This is a genomic window from Pseudomonas sp. DSV-1 (assembly GCF_035830915.1).
In the GTDB taxonomy this organism is placed as follows: Bacteria; Pseudomonadota; Gammaproteobacteria; order Pseudomonadales; family Pseudomonadaceae; genus Aquipseudomonas.
Map to the genome: position 1 here is coordinate 4,970,035 of NZ_JAYMYG010000001.1, position 16,207 is coordinate 4,986,241.

A 16,207-nucleotide genomic window follows, 5' to 3' on the forward strand; every position below is an offset into this window, starting at 1 on the left:
ACCCTGTGGTGAACTCGTCCTTGAACAGCACGCCAAATGAACGAACCTGCGACGCCTACCCGCCCGCAACTTCGCCGAATGCTGCGCAAAGCCCGCCGCGACCTGTCGCCCTGCGCGCAACGCCAGGCCGCCCGCGGCCTGTACCGGCAACTGTCACAACACCCGCTGTTTCGCCGCGCCAAACACATTTCCCTTTATCTGCCCACCGACGGTGAAATTGATCCGCGCCTGCTGCTGCGCGAAGCCCAGCGCCGGGGCAAGATCACCTACCTGCCGGTCCTCAGCGCCTGGCCAAGAACCAAGATGGTCTTCCAGCGGGTTGCTCCCGGCGAGAAGCTGATCCCCAACCGTTTTCGGATTCTCGAACCGCGAATCAACCGTGCACGCCAACGCAAGGTCTGGGCTCTGGACCTGGTGCTGCTGCCATTGGTGGGATTTGATGCAACGGGGGGGCGACTGGGCATGGGCGGCGGCTTTTATGACCGCAGCCTGGCATATCAGGCTAGACGCCAAAGCTGGCGCAAGCCGACGCTATTGGGGCTGGCCCACGAGTGTCAGAAAGTCGAATCTCTGGCCCAGGCCAGTTGGGATGTCCCTTTGCAGGGCACCGTCTCGGACAGTCATTGGTACGTCGCCCACTGACAACCAGGGCATCACCGTTCAAGTGATGCCTTCGATCAGGTTTTAGCGTTTGAAGGGTTGTACTTGCTGTTGTGTCAGCTCAATCGGCTCGTCAATCGAGTTTGACCAGAGACTTTGCGCATAGCCCGTTGTAACCACACCCAAACCGAACAAAATAACCAGCATCCACAGTAAATCCGGTTTGCGTTTCATCGATTGCCCTCCTTCAGGCAAATCAACACGATGACAGCAACGGTTTTTGTTATAGGCCGTGCAGCAGCGTCAAGCTTCAAAGCCGGGCATTCTGCGGCAACACGAACACACACGCAAACTCTGGCGTCAACCGACTGTCGGTTTATCAAAATGTTGCCAGACAAAATAACCACAGCATGTTTCTGGAGTAGAAAATGGCCTATTGGTTGATGAAATCCGAGCCTGACGAGTTCTCGATCAAAGACTTGCACACGCTCGGTGAAGCGCGCTGGGATGGCGTGCGCAACTATCAGGCGCGCAACTTTATGCGAGCCATGGCAGTTGGCGATCTGTTCTTCTTTTATCACTCCAGCTGCCCCGAGCCGGGTATTGCCGGGATTGGTCGCATTGTCGAAGCAGCCTACCCCGACCCGACCGCCCTCGACCCTGAAAGCCATTACTTCGATCCCAAGGCCAGCGCCGAAAAAAATCCGTGGAGCGCCCTGCAGGTAGCCCACGAGCAGACCTTCCCCAAAGTGATCAAGCTCGATTACCTCAAACAACAAACGGCCCTGGCCGAAATGCCGCTGGTACAAAAAGGCAGCCGCCTTTCAGTGATGCCCGTTACGGATGATCAATGGGCTGCGGTGATGGGGTTGTTGTAAACACCCGCTCCCACCACTCGCCACGCCTCGTGGCAAGCAACATCCTGTATTCCCGTCTACGCTCTGGTCTTCCTTTGACTGACATCAAGTCGTAATCGCCTTGAAAACGTCAAACTAGAGCGCTCTGTGACACAGGATGTCGGCATGTCTAGCAATTCTCGAATTTCCCATTATTTCGTCATCCCCTTGGCTGTCCTGCTGATCGCAGCAGGCGGGTTCGGGTATTGGAAATCCCGGCTCGACAGCCTTCCTGAAGGCATCAGCATGGCCAACGGTCGACTCGAAGCCACAGAAGTACAGATTGCAGCCAAAACCCCGGGACGCCTGGCCGAAGTGCTGGTCGATGAAGGTGATCGCGTGACTCAGGGCCAACTGCTGGCCCGCATGGATACCCGCACCCTGGAAGCGACCCGCGCGCAAGCCGAAGCCGAAGTGCTGCGCGCCCGCCAAACCCTGGCCGCCAACGAAGCCAATGTGCAATTGCGCCAAAGCGAAAAGCGGCTGGCCAGCCAGGAACTCGCGCGCTTTCGCCAACTGTCCCAACGCGGTTTTGCCAGCGGCCAGCAACTCGACCAGCAACAGGCACGGTTTGATACCAGCAACGCAGCCGTGGTGGCAGCACAGGCCCAGGTTGCAGCAGCCAAAGCCGCGATCGGCTCATCCGAAGCCCAAGTTGCGCAACTCACCAGCGAAATCGATGACAGCAGCCTGCGCGCTCCCATCAACGGCGTGATCCAGTTGCGCCTTGCCGAACCCGGCGAAGTGCTGGGCGCAGGCGGACGGGTATTTATGATGATCGACCCCAGCGACCAGTACATGAACCTGTACATGCCCGCTTCGGTGGTCGGCAAGCTGACCGTGGGTGCCGACGCCCGCATCGTGCTCGACGCCCTGCCCGACCAGGCGCTGCCGGCCAAAATTGCTTTTGTCGCGGCCAAATCGCAATTCACGCCCAAAGAGGTCGAAACCCGCGACGAGCGGCAAAAACTGGTGTTTCGCGTCAAGCTGCGCCTCACTGACCCAAGCGCCGTGCCCCAGGCCAAGCCGGGCATGCCGGGAGCAGGTTATGTACGAACCGCAGACGTCGCCTGGCCGGCTAATCTGCAATGAGCGACCTGGCGCTCAACGCCAGTGGCATCAGCCACTGGTATGGCAAACAACAGGCATTGTTCGACATCGCCTTCAGCCTGCCAAAAGGCACGCGCTGTGGTTTGATCGGCCCGGACGGTGCAGGTAAATCGAGCCTGCTGGGACTGATTGCCGGGGTCAAAAAGCTTCAACAAGGCAACCTTGAAGTGCTCGGCGGCCCGATTGACGACCGCCGCCATCGCAACACCCTGTACCCACTGATCGCGTTTATGCCCCAAGGCCTGGGCGGCAACCTTTATCCCGAATTGTCGATCAGCGAAAACATCCGCTTTTTTGGCACCCTGTTCGGCCTCTCAAAAGAGGAGTGCGAACAGCGCATGGCCGAACTGCTCAAGGCCACCGACCTGGAGCGTTTTGCCGAACGTCCCGCGGGCAAGCTGTCGGGCGGGATGAAGCAAAAGCTCGGGCTGTGCTGCGCGCTGATCCACGAGCCGGACTTGCTGATCCTCGACGAGCCCACCACCGGGGTTGACCCGCTGTCGCGTCGACGCTTCTGGGAACTGGTGGATGACGTACGCAGCCAGCGCCCTCAACTGACGCTTCTGGTGGCAACTGCCTACATGGAAGAGGCTGAGCAGTTTGAACACTGCCTGATGCTCGATCGCGGCAAATTGATTGCCGCCGGTTTAAGCCATGAGTTGGCGACCGTCACTGCTACCGGCAAGCTCGACGAAGCCTTCACCCATTACCAGGGTGACAGCGGGCACAATAATGAGCCTTTGGTGATCCCGCCTCGCACCAGCGACAACAGCGATATCGCCATTGAGGCCCACGACCTGACCCTGCGGTTCGGCGACTTTACGGCAGTGAACAACGTCAGCTTCGCCATTGGCCGAGGTGAAATCTTCGGCTTTTTAGGCTCCAACGGCTGCGGCAAAACCACCACCATGAAAGTCCTGACCGGACTGATGCCCGCCACCGAAGGCAGCGCCAAATTGCTTGGCAATCCGGTCAATGCCAAAGACCTGGCCACCCGCAAGCGTGTGGGCTTCATGTCGCAAAGCTTCTCGCTGTACGGTGAGTTGAGCGTGCGGCAAAACCTGGTGTTGCACGCGCAACTGTTCGACTTGCCCAAGGCCGAAAGCGAACCGCGTATCGAAGAGTTGATCGAGCGTTTCGACCTGGGCGATGTGGCCTCACAACAGTCCGGCGAATTGCCGCTGGGCCTTCGCCAGCGTTTGTCGCTGGCGGTTGCCGTGCTGCATCGCCCCGAAGTGCTGATCCTCGATGAGCCAACCTCAGGGGTCGACCCTGCCGCCCGCGATGACTTCTGGCGTTTACTGATCGAGCTGTCACGCGAGCAAGGGGTGACCATCTTTCTGTCCACCCACTTCATGAACGAAGCTCAACGCTGCGACCGCATATCGTTGATGCACGCGGGCAAAGTGCTGGCCTGCGACACGCCCGATGCGCTGCAACACCAGTTCAAGGGCGACACACTGGAAGCCGCGTTTGTCACCTGCCTGGAACAGGCACAAAACGATCAGGACGCCAGCCCTGCGCCTGAAGCTGAGCCTGTCGCCACGCCGGTGGCCAATGCCCCGCCGCCGATCAGCAAAAAAAGCTTTAGCCTGACCCGGCTGATCGCTGTCGCCAGCCGCGAATCCAAGGAATTGCTGCGCGACAAAGTGCGCATGGCGTTCGCCTTGCTGGGCGCCGTGTTCATGATGGTGATATTTGGCTATGGCATTTCTCTGGACGTCGAGAACCTGGCCTTCGCCGTCTACGACCAGGATCAGAGCCCACAAAGCCGCGCCTACCTGGAAGCCTTCCGCAGTTCACGCTACTTCGAAGAGCATGCCCCGATCAGCAGCGCCGACGAGTTGCACAAACGCTTGCAACGCTCTGAAATCAAAATTGCCCTGGAGATCCCGCCAGGCTTTGGCCGCGACTTGTACGCCGGACGCCAGCCTACGGTCGCCGCTTGGCTGGACGGTGGCATGCCATTTCGGGCCGAAACCAGCCGCAACTATGTCGAAGCGGTACACACCGCCAACCTTGAGCAGCTCTCCACCCTCAGCAGTCAGGCGCAAAACAGACAGGCAGCGGCCAAACTCGAAACCCGCTTTCGCTACAACCAGGACGTCATCAGCGTGAACGCCATCGGCCCCGGCGTGATGGCGCTCATCCTCGCGTTTATCCCGGCCATGCTCACAGCGCTGGGCATCGTGCGCGAAAAGGAACTGGGGTCAATTACCAACTTCTACGCCACGCCCCTCACCCGTCTCGAATTTTTACTTGGCAAGCAGGCACCGTATCTGGCCGTGAGCCTGGTCAATCTGGCATTGCTGGTGGCAATGAACCGCTGGCTGTTCGGCGTTCCATTCAAGGGCAGCGGTGTCACGCTGGCGCTGGGCGGGCTGCTGTATGTGCTGGCAACCACCAGCATGGGCTTGCTGATTTCCGCCTTCACCCGCACCCAGATCGCGGCGATCCTGGGCACCATGATTATCACCAGCTTGCCGACCATTCAGTTCTCCGGGCTGATCGTGCCGCGCTCCTCGCTTGAGGGCTCGGCGGCACTGATGGGCATGCTGTTCCCGGCCGGGCACTTTCTCGACATTGCCGTAGGCACCTTTACCAAAGCCCTGGATTTGCGCCAGTTGTGGCCCCAGTGCCTGGCCTTGCTGGGGTTCTTTGTGGTCTTCACCGGGCTGAGCCTGATCATGCTCAAGAAGCAGGAGGTCTGATGCACAAGCTCTCGCACATCCTGCGCCTTGGCCTTAAAGAACTGACCAGCCTGCGCCACGACAGCGTGTTACTGCTGTTTTTGTTCTACGCCTTCACCGTGGCTATTTACATGCCCGCTGCCGGTTCGATTATCGGGGTGCACAACGCCAGCGTTGCCATCGTCGATGAAGACCACAGCGCCTTGTCCCGCAAACTCGCAGAATCGCTGCTGCCCCCAGAGTTCCAGGCCCCGCAAGCCCTGCCCTACGATCAACTGGACCAGTCGATGGACAGCGGCCAGTACACGTTTGTGATCAACGTGCCGGTCAATTTTCAGGCCGACTTGCTGGCCGGGCGTGAGCCGAGCGTGCAGGTCAACGTTGATGCCACGGCCATGAGCCAAGCCTTCATGGGTGCGGGTTACATCGGACGGATCTTTCAGCGGGAGCTGCTCAATTACACCGGACAGGCCGACGCGGCAGCCAAAACCCCGGTGCTGATCAGTAACCGGGCACTGTTCAACCCGAACCTGGAAGGTGGATGGTTTCTGGCCGTCATCCAGATTGTGAATAACATCACCATTCTGGCCATTGTGCTGACGGGCACCGCCCTGCTGCGGGAGCGGGAACACGGCACCCTCGACCACTTGCTGGTGCTGCCGCTGACGGCTCTGGAAATCATGCTGGCGAAAATCTGGAGCAACATGCTGGTGGTGGTGCTGTGTACCTGGATATCACTGGAAGTGGTGGTGAAGTGGGCGCTGGGCGTGCCGCTGGCGGGGTCGCTGACCCTGTTTTTACTGGTCACTGCGCTCTACCTGTTTGCCAGCACCGCGCTGGGTATCTTTCTGGCGACGCTGGCCCGCTCAACGCCGCAATTCGGTTTGCTGGCCATACCCGTGATCATCCCGATGCTCTTGCTTTCAGGCGGCAGCACGCCGCTGGACAGCATGCCCCAATGGCTGCAATGGGTGATGCAATGCTCGCCGTCGACCCACTTTGTGAGCCTGAGCGCGGCGATACTGTTCCGCGATGCGGGGGTGAATGTGGTGTGGCCCGACTTGTTGGCACTGGCCGCCATCGGGCTGGTGTTCTTCGCCATCGCACTGGCGCGGTTCCGCAAGAGCCTTGCCTCGTAGTGCCGGGCGTGTTGCGCCTTACTGAACGATCAAATTGTTGAACAGCAAATCGTCCACCATCGGTTTGCCAGTTTCATCGCTCATCACCTGCTGGATCTGCTTCAGGGCTTGCTGACGCAGCTTCTCCTTTGCCTCGACGCTGCCCAGGGTGTCGCTGGTCTGCTGGGTAAACAGCCCCACCAGTTGATTACGAATCAACGGGTCATTGGCTTTAACCGCCTTGGCAGCCTCGGGGCCCGTCACGCGCAAGGAAATATCGGCCTTGTACACCTTGAGTTTCGAACTGCCGTCCAGGCCGTAATTGCCTACAAACGGTGGGCTCAGGGTGATATAGCTAACCTTGTCGCCGCCTTCTTGCGCCTCTTCTCCAACCGCTGCCATCGGCAAGGACAGGGCCAGCATCAACATAATCCACGCTTTCACAATTCGCTCCTTAATACGGTTGGGGGCAAGCATACGGGGCTGCTTGCGGACCTATCTACCCTTATCGGCCAATCCCTGAAAAGCCGTAGGCCAGCGCGATTCAGTTGTGTCCAGCCCTCCTCTACATAAACACGCGAGATGTTCACAAGCGAAAATCGTGCGTGGGATTATTCCTTAAGCTCCAGGGATAAGGCCTGTCATTTTCAGTAACGAAAATGTAACGTTCGGCACCGCTGATATAACAAGAAATTTGGAGCTCTTGAATGTTTGCTTTTTTCCGACCTGCCGCACACCAGGCTCCCCTGCCTGAAGAAAAAATAGACAGCACCTATCGACGACTGCGCTGGCAGATTTTCGCCGGTATCTTTTTTGGTTACGCCGGTTACTACCTGCTGCGTAAAAACTTCTCGCTGGCCATGCCTTACCTGATTGACGAGGGTTATACCCGGGGTCAACTGGGCGTGGCGATGTCGGCGATAGCCATTGCCTACGGCCTGTCCAAGTTCCTGATGGGACTGGTGTCCGACCGCTCTAATCCACGCTTCTTTTTGCCTTTTGGCTTGATGATTTCAGCTGGGGTCATGTTCATTTTCGGTTTCGCACCTTGGGCAACGTCCAGCGTGACCATGATGTTCATTTTGCTGTTTATCAACGGCTGGGCTCAGGGCATGGGCTGGCCGCCCAGTGGCCGGACCATGGTTCACTGGTGGTCGCAGAAAGAACGCGGCGGTGTGGTGTCTGTGTGGAACGTGGCCCACAACGTGGGCGGCGGCCTGATCGGCCCGCTGTTTTTGCTGGGCATGGCCTGGTTCAACGACTGGCACGCCGCTTTCTATGTACCCGCCACCGTTGCCCTGTTAGTGGCACTGTTTGCGTTTATTGCCATGCGCGATACGCCGCAGTCAGTCGGCTTGCCGCCGATTGAAGAGTACAAAAATGATTATCCGGCGGGTTACGACGCCAGCCACGAAGACGAGTTCAGTGCCAAAGAGATCTTCGTCAAATACGTGCTGCGCAACAAAATGCTCTGGTATATCGCCATGGCCAACGTGTTCGTTTACCTGCTGCGCTATGGCGTACTGGACTGGGCGCCAACCTATCTGAAGGAAGCCAAGCACTTCACGGTGGACACCACCTCGTGGGCGTACTTCTTCTACGAGTGGGCAGGGATTCCGGGCACGCTGCTGTGCGGCTGGATGTCGGACAAGATCTTTCGCGGCAATCGCGGCCTGACCGGCATCGTGTTCATGTCGCTGGTGACTGTTGCGACACTGGTTTACTGGCTCAACCCGCCGGGCAACCCGACCATCGACATGATCGCGCTGTTTTCTATCGGCTTCCTGATTTATGGGCCGGTGATGCTGATCGGCTTGCAGGCTCTGGAACTGGCACCCAAGAAAGCTGCAGGGACTGCCGCAGGCTTTACCGGGTTGTTCGGCTACCTGGGCGGTTCGGTCGCGGCCAGCGCGGCAATGGGCTACCTGGTTGACCACTTCGGTTGGGATGGCGGCTTTGTGCTGCTGATCAGCGCATGCCTGTTGGCCATCGCGTTCATGATCCCGACCCTGCGCCACAAAAATGTGGCCAGTGAAGAACGTGCGGTTACTGCTCCCGCCTAAGGCGTGATCGGCACACAGCGCTTGAGCCGCGCCTCCAGATTTCGATCTGGCATGGCGTGGCTGCGCAGGGCGCTTACGGTCTGCTCGACATAATCGCGAGTCGTACCGTAGCGTCCGCTGGCGTTGGCCAGTACCTGGCTCAACACGCCATCCGGCAAGTTGCCCGCATAGCTGGGTAGATGTCGCTCCAGCACAAACCCCAAAGCCTGCACCTGACTGCCGTCTTCGAGTCGGCACGTCAGCCAGTGCGGTCGATACGAGGGCACTGGCATTTCACGCAGCCACAGGGCGTAGAGCGAAGCGTCGAGGTTGTCTTCCGGCAAGCGATAAGCGAAGCCACTGCACGAACCACCACGGTCCAGGCCAAAGACCAGGCCCGGCCACTGAGGTGTGCCGCGATGCTCGTGAGACCACAAATACAGCCCGCGATGGTAGCCATGAACCCGGCCACGCACGCGTTCGACCGCCGTGCACTCTGGACGCCAGATCAGTGAACCATATGCAAATAGCCAGACCGGCCCGCCTTGATGACGCGCCATGGTGCTGTGCATGGAGTTGAGCAATTGTTCTGGCGTCAGCGGCGCACCGAGATCAAGTCGCGGCGGATAAGCCAGATTCAGGCAAGAAGATTCACTGATATTTATCGCTGGTGGCATTGGGTCCTACAGGCATTACATGCAGTAAACAAAATAACGACATTAATCTTATAGCACCAAATGCCATATGGCCTGCTCGGCAAGACGTATGACCGGGCGACTTCATGATTGCAACTACACTAGAATTCGTTTTGTTCAGGGGATGTTCAAGTCATCCCTTTATAGTTGCTGGCCGCAGGCGCACGCCCAATGAGGTAGGTAGATGAGAAAACTTGGGATTTGCTTCCTGGCGATACTGGCGTATGCCACTTCCGCACTGGCACAAGATGACGCACAGCAAAAAAAAGAGGGGTTTTGGTATCTGCAAACCAGTGTCTATACCCGGCACTTTTCGCCAGACCCTGAGCACAACAACAATCAGGATCTAATCGGTATTGAGCGCCATGACGCTTCAGGCTGGTTAGTTGGCGGGGCAACCTTTCGCAACTCATTTCGCCAGCGTTCGTATTACGCCTATGCGGGCAAGCGCTTTGATAGCGACACCTACCCTGTGTATTTGAAGCTCACAGGCGGCCTGCTGGAAGGCTATCACGGCGAATATCAGGACAAGATCCCGCTTAACCGCTTTGGCGTAGCGCCGGTGATCATTCCTTCGGTCGGCGCCTACTATGGCCCGGCAGCCGTCGAGCTGGTGCTGCTGGGCTTCAATGCCGCAATGATCACCACCGGTTTACGTTTTTGAGGCAAAACCTGTGGGAACGGCGGTGCGACGATTCAACCTGCCGCGATGCAGACGGCGCGGTCTACCTGCATGACCGCCGTGATGCCATCGCGAGCAAGCCCGCTCCCACACATTCAAGGCCGCGGGCAGTAGGCAAAGACGTCGGCGCGCATCTGGTGCGCGTCCATGCCGGCTGCCACCAGGGCGTCGAGGGTGCCGTAGATCATCGCCGGTGAACCGCTGGCATAGACATGCACACTGGCCAGATCGCTGATGTCTTCGCACACGGCTTCATGCAGCATGCCGCACCGACCTTCCCACCCGCACAGATCACTCACCACTTTGTGCAAGAACAGGTTGGGGATTTTCTCCCATTGCTCCCACTCTTCCAGGGTGTAGAAATCTTCAGGACGACGTACGCCCCAGTACAAATGCACCGGGTGCTTGAACCCTTTTGCGCGGCAATGCTCGATCAAACTGTGCATTTGCGCCATGCCGGTACCCGCAGCGATCAGCACCAGCGGGCCGTCCGGCAATTCGGACAAATGCGTGTCACCGAACGGCAGCTCGAGACGGACCATCTTGTTGCGCTGCAGTTGTTCGATCAGGCGCCGGGCGCTGTCCTCGCGAACCAGCACATGCAACTCAAGGTCGCGCCCCGAGTGCGGGGCGCTGGCCAGTGAAAATGCCGACTTGTCGCCATTTTCACGCTCCAGCATCACGTATTGCCCGGCGTGATAACGCGGCGGCTTGCCTGCAGGCGCACGCAAGCGCACCCGCCACACATCGCCACCCATATCGACACATTCGGTCAACTGACACGCCAGGCTACGCACCGGTAACTCTCCCAACGCAAGCACGCCATCCCACAACACCACACAGTCTTCAAGCGGGGCCGCCAGGCAGGTATAAAACTCGCCATGATCGCGCACGTCACCCGCTTGCTCCACCTGGCCCTCAACCAGCAAGGCCGCACACACGTGGCAATTACCATTGCGACAGCTCTGCGGGCATTCATAGCCCAGACGTTGCGCCGCATCCAGAATTCGCTCGCCAGGCAAGGTTTCCAGCACCGCACCTGAAGGCTGCAAGGTTACACGCATCAATCTATTCCTAATTGATTCCAGATGTCATCGATCCGGCGAGTGACCGCCTCATCCTTGACGATGACACGGCCCCATTCGCGGGTGGTTTCACCTGGCCATTTGTTGGTTGCATCCAGCCCCATCTTCGAACCCAGGCCGGAAACCGGCGAGGCAAAGTCGAGGTAATCGATGGGCGTGTTATCGATCATCACCGTATCGCGCTTGGGATCCATGCGCGTGGTGATGGCCCAGATCACGTCGTTCCAGTCGCGGGCATTGATGTCGTCGTCGGTGACGATAACGAATTTGGTGTACATGAACTGGCGCAAAAACGACCACACACCCAGCATTACGCGCTTGGCGTGCCCCGGATACTGCTTTTTGATGGTCACGATGGCCATCCGATACGAGCAGCCTTCGGGTGGCAGGTAGAAGTCGGTAATTTCCGGAAACTGCTTTTGCAGGATCGGCACAAACACTTCATTCAGCGCCACGCCCAAAATCGCCGGCTCATCCGGTGGACGGCCAGTGTAGGTGCTGTGGTAGATCGGTTTGACCCGGTGGGTGATGCGCTCGACGGTAAATACCGGGAAGCTGTCGACTTCGTTGTAGTAACCGGTGTGGTCACCGTACGGGCCTTCGGGGGCCATCTCGCCAGGGTGGATCACGCCTTCAAGAATGATTTCAGCCGTGGCCGGCACTTGCAGGTCATTACCCCGACACTTCACCAGCTCGGTGCGATTGCCACGCAGCAAGCCCGCGAAGGCGTATTCGGAAAGGCTGTCCGGCACGGGGGTGACGGCGCCGAGAATGGTCGCAGGATCTGCACCCAGGGCCACGGAAACCGGGAATGGCTGGCCGGGGTGTTTTTCGCACCAGTCACGGTAGTCCAGCGCGCCGCCACGGTGGCTCAACCAGCGCATGATGACCTTGTTGCGACCAATCACTTGCTGGCGATAAATGCCCAGGTTCTGACGTTCCTTGTTCGGACCTTTGGTCACGGTCAGGCCCCAGGTAATCAGGGGCGCAACATCGCCCGGCCAGCAGTGCTGGACCGGCAACTGACCGAGGTCGACGTCATCACCTTCAACGACCACTTCCTGGCACACCGCGTCCTTGACGACTTTCGGGGCCATGGCAATGATCTTGCGGAAGATCGGCAACTTGGACCAAGCGTCTTTCAGACCTTTAGGCGGCTCGGGTTCTTTAAGGAACGCCAGCAGCTTGCCGATTTCACGTAATTCACTGACCGCTTCGGCGCCCATGCCCAAGGCCACGCGCTCCGGCGTACCAAACAGGTTGCCGAGCACAGGGATGTCGTAACCCACCGGGTTTTCGAACAGCAAAGCCGGACCTTTGGCGCGCAAAGTGCGATCGCAAATTTCTGTCATTTCCAGCTTGGGAGACACTGGAACCTGGATGCGCTTGAGTTCGCCGCGCTTTTCCAGGCCGCTGATAAAGTCGCGTAAGTCGCGATACTGCATGCTTGAGCCTCGTAGTGGCCGTGGCGTTGGGAGACAGAGTGTAGCGCCCAAGCCGTCTGTTCAGAAGGGAGAGCTGCCCGGATCAAAAAAGCTCAGACAGCAAAAAGCCGGGTTTCCCCGGCTTTTGCTTGCCTGCGACGACTTACTTGCGCTTCATCGACAGGAAGAACTCATCGTTGGTCTTGGTCTGTTTCAGCTTGTCGATCAAGAACTCGATAGCTGCGACTTCGTCCATCGGGTGCAACAGCTTGCGCAAAATCCACATGCGTTGCAGCTCGTCGTCCGCGGTCAGCAACTCTTCGCGGCGAGTGCCGGAACGGTTGATGTTGATCGCAGGGAAGACGCGCTTTTCAGCGATCTTGCGGTCCAGAGGCAGCTCCATGTTGCCGGTGCCTTTGAACTCTTCGTAGATCACTTCATCCATCTTCGAGCCGGTTTCAACCAGCGCGGTAGCGATGATGGTCAGCGAGCCACCTTCTTCGATGTTTCGCGCAGCACCGAAGAAACGCTTTGGCTTCTCAAGGGCGTGAGCATCGACACCACCGGTCAATACCTTGCCGGAGCTCGGGATCACGGTGTTGTAGGCACGGGCCAGACGGGTGATGGAGTCGAGCAGGATCACCACGTCTTTCTTGTGTTCGACCAGGCGCTTGGCCTTCTCGATCACCATTTCAGCAACCTGCACGTGGCGGGTTGGTGGCTCGTCGAAGGTGGAGGCAACCACTTCGCCGCGCACGGTACGCTGCATTTCGGTTACTTCTTCCGGGCGCTCATCGATCAACAGAACGATCAAGTGCACTTCAGGGTTGTTACGCGAAATGTTCGACGCGATGTTCTGCAGCATGATGGTCTTGCCCGCTTTTGGCGGAGCAACGATCAGACCGCGCTGACCTTTACCGATCGGTGCACACAGGTCGATGACACGACCGGTCAGATCTTCGGTGGAACCGTTACCGATTTCCATCTTCATGCGTACGGTCGGGAACAGCGGGGTCAAGTTCTCGAAGAGAATCTTGTTTTTCGCGTTCTCTGGACGATCGTAGTTGATCGTGTCGACTTTCAGCAGTGCGAAGTACCGCTCGCCTTCTTTTGGCGGACGGATTTTACCGACGATGGTGTCGCCAGTGCGCAAGTTGAAGCGTCGAATCTGGCTTGGCGAGACGTAGATATCGTCTGGGCCGGCCAGGTAAGAGGCATCAGCGGAACGCAGGAAGCCGAAGCCGTCCTGGAGAATCTCCAGCACGCCATCACCGGAGATTTCCTCGCCGCTTTTCGCGTGCTTTTTGAGCAGGGAGAAAATCACGTCCTGCTTGCGCGAACGGGCCATATTTTCTATGCCCATCTGTTCGGCCAATTCGAGCAGTTCGGTAATCGGCTTTTGCTTGAGTTCAGTCAGGTTCATATAGGAATGACGTAATCATTTATGGAGGGGGAAATTAAGCTTTTGGCTTAATGAGGCCGCGCCGCAGAGAAGGCGACAGGATCGCGTACTAATTCGATAAGGAGTGCGTCGGCGACGGCTTGCAGGGGGCAGTGGAGAAACCAGTGCGGGGCCGAATGTACCACTTGAGTTTCATAGCGTCTAGTCCTTGAGCCATGAAAAAGCCCCGCATTTAGCGGGGCCTTTATCGACGCTTAGATGTTGGCGTCGAGGAATGCAGCCAACTGCGACTTCGACAGCGCACCGACCTTGGTGGCTTCGACGTTGCCGTTCTTGAACAGCATCAACGTAGGAATACCACGTACGCCGTGCTTGGCCGGGGTTTCCTGGTTTTCATCAATGTTCAGCTTGGCAACAGTCAGCTTGCCTTTGTAAGTCTCTGCGATCTCGTCCAGAACCGGCGCGATCATTTTGCAAGGGCCACACCATTCAGCCCAGTAGTCGACCAGTACAGCGCCTTCAGCCTTGAGAACATCGGCCTCAAAGCTAGCGTCGGTGACGTGTTTAATAAGATCGCTGCTCATGGAAGTCTCCGTGGTTGTAAGCAAAAACGTAGCACATCATAGCCGTCATCACCGCGTTCAGGAAGGTGAGGGATGATTGACTCTTACTATAGTGGTGCATGAGTGCGGATATCGCCCGCTTCACGAGCCGGCAGGGGTGACGAACACTATCCCGGTTCGTGACGCAGCCTGGCGAATGTGCTCGCCCATGGCTTTATGCGCGGGGCCACTGGCGTGGCGGGCCAGTGCCCGGAGTATTTTGCGATGTTCCTGCCAGGTTTCCATCGCCCGCTCACGGCGGATGAACGGCAACTTCTGGCTTTCGAGAAAAATATCGGCGCGGGTAATCAAAATATTGGCCATTGCCTGATTGCCACTGGCGCGCAGAATCAGTTGATGAAACTCGAAGTCCAGTTGCGCGGCCCGCTCAAAATCCTCGGCGCGCAATTCATGACGCATTGCCTCGACATTGTCTTGCAGCACGTCCAGTTCATCACGGGTCAACCGCACCGCCGCCAGCCCGGCGGCAAAGCCTTCCAGCGCGTAACGCAGCTGGAAAATATCCTGCGCGCAGGCCTGCGCCGCAAAGGGCCAGTCCGCCGCCGGCGTCACGACCGCGGGCTCATCTGCCGCCTGGACATACACACCTTTGCCCGGCTGCACGCTGATCACGCCCAGTGCGCTGAGTGAGGACAACGCCTCGCGCAACGATGCCCGGCTGACACCCAGTTGCACGGCCAGCTCGCGTTGAGACGGCAAGGCATCGCCCGGTACAAAACCGTTCTCGACGATCAATTTACGAATGGCCAGCAATGCCACTTCGGGTACGGCCCGTGCGCTTGAATTCATCACAAATCGGCTTGATCGGCTCAGGAAAGCCGTAGTTGTAAAGCTATTGCCAACGCTCGGCAAGTCACGCCCCAAGCCGGTTCAAGCCTTGGAACGAACGCTCGATCGAGGTGCAAAAAACCCGACCACTGTTCAGACCAGTCCGACCACCACAAGCCTTCTTTCATCAGCTTCGCAGGCCATAAATCCCCTGTTGGCATGGCCTGTGCTCTGTCCAAAACAGACACCACCGCCCGCCCGTTCCCGGAGAGTTGCCATGACCCAGCGCTACAGCGCCCTGATTTGCGCCTTGTTCGCCAGCCTGATGCTGAGCCAGGCCCCGGCTCACGCCAATGACCTTGAGGATGTAATTGCACGCGGCACGCTCAAGGTCGCAGTCCCTCAGGATTTTCCGCCCTTCGGCTCGGTGGGCCCTGACATGAAGCCTCGGGGGCTGGACATCGACACCGCCAAACTGCTGGCCGACCAGCTCAAGGTCAAGCTTGAGCTGACCCCCGTCAACAGCACCAATCGCGTGCCTTACCTGACGACCGGCAAAGTCGACGTGGTGATTTCCAGCCTCGGCAAAAACCCGGATCGCGAAAAAGTCATCGACTTCTCAAACGCTTACGCGCCGTTCTACCTGGGCGTGTTTGGACCGCCAGACGTTCAAATCAAAACCCTGGACGACCTCAAGGGTAAAACCATCAGCGTCACCCGGGGTGCGATCGAAGACATCGAACTGACCAACGTGGCTCCTGCCGGCGTCACGATCAAGCGCTTCGAAGACAACAACTCAACCATCGCCGCTTACCTGGCGGGCCAGGTGGACTTGATCGCCAGTGGCAACGTGGTGATGGTCACCATCAGCGAGCGCAACCCCAAGCGTCTCCCGGCGATGAAGCTCAAACTCAAGGATTCGCCGGTCTACGTGGGCGTCAACAAGGGCCAGCCCGAGTTGCTGGACAAAGTGAACCAGATTCTCGCCACGGCCAAGGCTGACGGCAGCCTGGAGAAAAACGCGCTGCAATGGCTCAAAGAGCCGCTGCCCGCTGACCTCTGATAGCTTGCG

Annotated in this window: 16 protein-coding genes; 8 read left to right on the forward strand and 8 right to left on the reverse strand. The window is 58.3% G+C overall.

The window, feature by feature from the left end; all coding sequences use genetic code 11:
• Positions 1–36: 36 nt before the first annotated feature.
• Entirely contained in the window at positions 37–642 is a 606-nt protein-coding gene (locus VSQ83_RS23055; RefSeq protein ID WP_133079075.1) for a 5-formyltetrahydrofolate cyclo-ligase, read from the forward strand.
• A 42-nt stretch (positions 643–684) separates the two neighbouring features.
• Here the strand turns inward: VSQ83_RS23055 and VSQ83_RS23060 are convergent, their stop codons facing one another.
• Positions 685–834, reverse strand: coding sequence for a hypothetical protein (locus tag VSQ83_RS23060; RefSeq protein WP_019824485.1), 150 nt, complete (start codon positions 832–834; stop codon positions 685–687).
• Between the two features lie 194 nt (positions 835–1,028).
• On the opposite strand from VSQ83_RS23060, the gene VSQ83_RS23065 reads away from it, so the two are divergent.
• The 4 genes from VSQ83_RS23065 (at position 1,029) to VSQ83_RS23080 (ending at position 6,435) form a co-directional block, all read left to right on the forward strand.
• Positions 1,029–1,478 carry an EVE domain-containing protein gene (locus tag VSQ83_RS23065; RefSeq protein ID WP_133079076.1) on the forward strand — a complete coding sequence of 150 codons (450 nt, stop codon included), beginning with the start codon at positions 1,029–1,031 and terminating at the stop codon, positions 1,476–1,478.
• 144 nt (positions 1,479–1,622) lie between these two features.
• Positions 1,623–2,588, forward strand: coding sequence for an HlyD family secretion protein (locus tag VSQ83_RS23070; RefSeq protein WP_133079077.1), 966 nt, complete (start codon positions 1,623–1,625; stop codon positions 2,586–2,588).
• Positions 2,585–5,317: a ribosome-associated ATPase/putative transporter RbbA gene (gene rbbA / locus VSQ83_RS23075; RefSeq protein WP_326427604.1), complete on the forward strand. Its 2,733-nt coding sequence runs from the start codon at positions 2,585–2,587 to the stop codon at positions 5,315–5,317. Before VSQ83_RS23070 ends, rbbA begins: the two co-directional genes overlap by 4 nt.
• Positions 5,317–6,435: an ABC transporter permease gene (locus tag VSQ83_RS23080; RefSeq protein WP_133079079.1), complete on the forward strand. Its 1,119-nt coding sequence runs from the start codon at positions 5,317–5,319 to the stop codon at positions 6,433–6,435. Before rbbA ends, VSQ83_RS23080 begins: the two co-directional genes overlap by 1 nt.
• 18 nt (positions 6,436–6,453) lie before the next feature.
• Here VSQ83_RS23080 and VSQ83_RS23085 read toward each other — a convergent pair whose 3' ends face one another.
• Complete coding sequence (locus VSQ83_RS23085; RefSeq protein WP_133079080.1) at positions 6,454–6,858, reverse strand: flagellar basal body-associated protein FliL; 405 nt, start codon at positions 6,856–6,858, stop codon at positions 6,454–6,456.
• A gap of 263 nt (positions 6,859–7,121) precedes the next feature.
• On the opposite strand from VSQ83_RS23085, the gene glpT reads away from it, so the two are divergent.
• Complete coding sequence (gene glpT / locus VSQ83_RS23090; protein WP_133079082.1) at positions 7,122–8,477, forward strand: glycerol-3-phosphate transporter; 1,356 nt, start codon at positions 7,122–7,124, stop codon at positions 8,475–8,477.
• On the opposite strand, the gene VSQ83_RS23095 is transcribed toward glpT, so the two are convergent.
• Entirely contained in the window at positions 8,474–9,133 is a 660-nt protein-coding gene (locus tag VSQ83_RS23095) for a gamma-glutamylcyclotransferase (RefSeq protein WP_257622990.1), read from the reverse strand. The two genes, glpT and VSQ83_RS23095, sit on opposite strands and share 4 nt — an antisense overlap.
• Before the next feature lie 202 nt (positions 9,134–9,335).
• Between VSQ83_RS23095 and VSQ83_RS23100 the strand changes: the two genes are divergently transcribed.
• The gene (locus tag VSQ83_RS23100) at positions 9,336–9,815 is read left to right on the forward strand and encodes a sn-glycerol-3-phosphate transporter (protein ID WP_219262582.1); all 480 of its coding nucleotides are present in this window, start codon (positions 9,336–9,338) and stop codon (positions 9,813–9,815) included.
• A gap of 113 nt (positions 9,816–9,928) precedes the next feature.
• Here VSQ83_RS23100 and VSQ83_RS23105 read toward each other — a convergent pair whose 3' ends face one another.
• The 5 genes from VSQ83_RS23105 to VSQ83_RS23125 form a co-directional block, all read right to left on the reverse strand.
• On the reverse strand, positions 9,929–10,897 hold the full coding sequence (locus VSQ83_RS23105) for a CDP-6-deoxy-delta-3,4-glucoseen reductase (RefSeq protein ID WP_133079083.1): 969 nt from the start codon (positions 10,895–10,897) through the stop codon (positions 9,929–9,931).
• Positions 10,897–12,363 (reverse strand): 4-hydroxy-3-polyprenylbenzoate decarboxylase, encoded by a 1,467-nt coding sequence (gene ubiD / locus VSQ83_RS23110; RefSeq protein WP_133079084.1) that lies wholly within the window; start codon positions 12,361–12,363, stop codon positions 10,897–10,899. The genes VSQ83_RS23105 and ubiD overlap by 1 nt, the downstream gene beginning before the upstream one ends.
• A gap of 142 nt (positions 12,364–12,505) precedes the next feature.
• On the reverse strand, positions 12,506–13,765 hold the full coding sequence (gene rho, locus VSQ83_RS23115; protein ID WP_003438291.1) for a transcription termination factor Rho: 1,260 nt from the start codon (positions 13,763–13,765) through the stop codon (positions 12,506–12,508).
• A gap of 233 nt (positions 13,766–13,998) precedes the next feature.
• Positions 13,999–14,328, reverse strand: a complete 330-nt coding sequence (gene trxA, locus VSQ83_RS23120; RefSeq protein ID WP_016783018.1) for a thioredoxin TrxA — start codon at positions 14,326–14,328, stop codon at positions 13,999–14,001.
• Positions 14,329–14,448: 120 nt separating this feature from the next.
• Positions 14,449–15,156, reverse strand: a complete 708-nt coding sequence (locus VSQ83_RS23125) for a FadR/GntR family transcriptional regulator (protein WP_219262583.1) — start codon at positions 15,154–15,156, stop codon at positions 14,449–14,451.
• A 256-nt stretch (positions 15,157–15,412) separates the two neighbouring features.
• Between VSQ83_RS23125 and VSQ83_RS23130 the strand changes: the two genes are divergently transcribed.
• Positions 15,413–16,198 (forward strand): transporter substrate-binding domain-containing protein, encoded by a 786-nt coding sequence (locus VSQ83_RS23130; RefSeq protein ID WP_133079086.1) that lies wholly within the window; start codon positions 15,413–15,415, stop codon positions 16,196–16,198.
• The last annotated feature ends 9 nt before the right edge of the window (positions 16,199–16,207 follow it).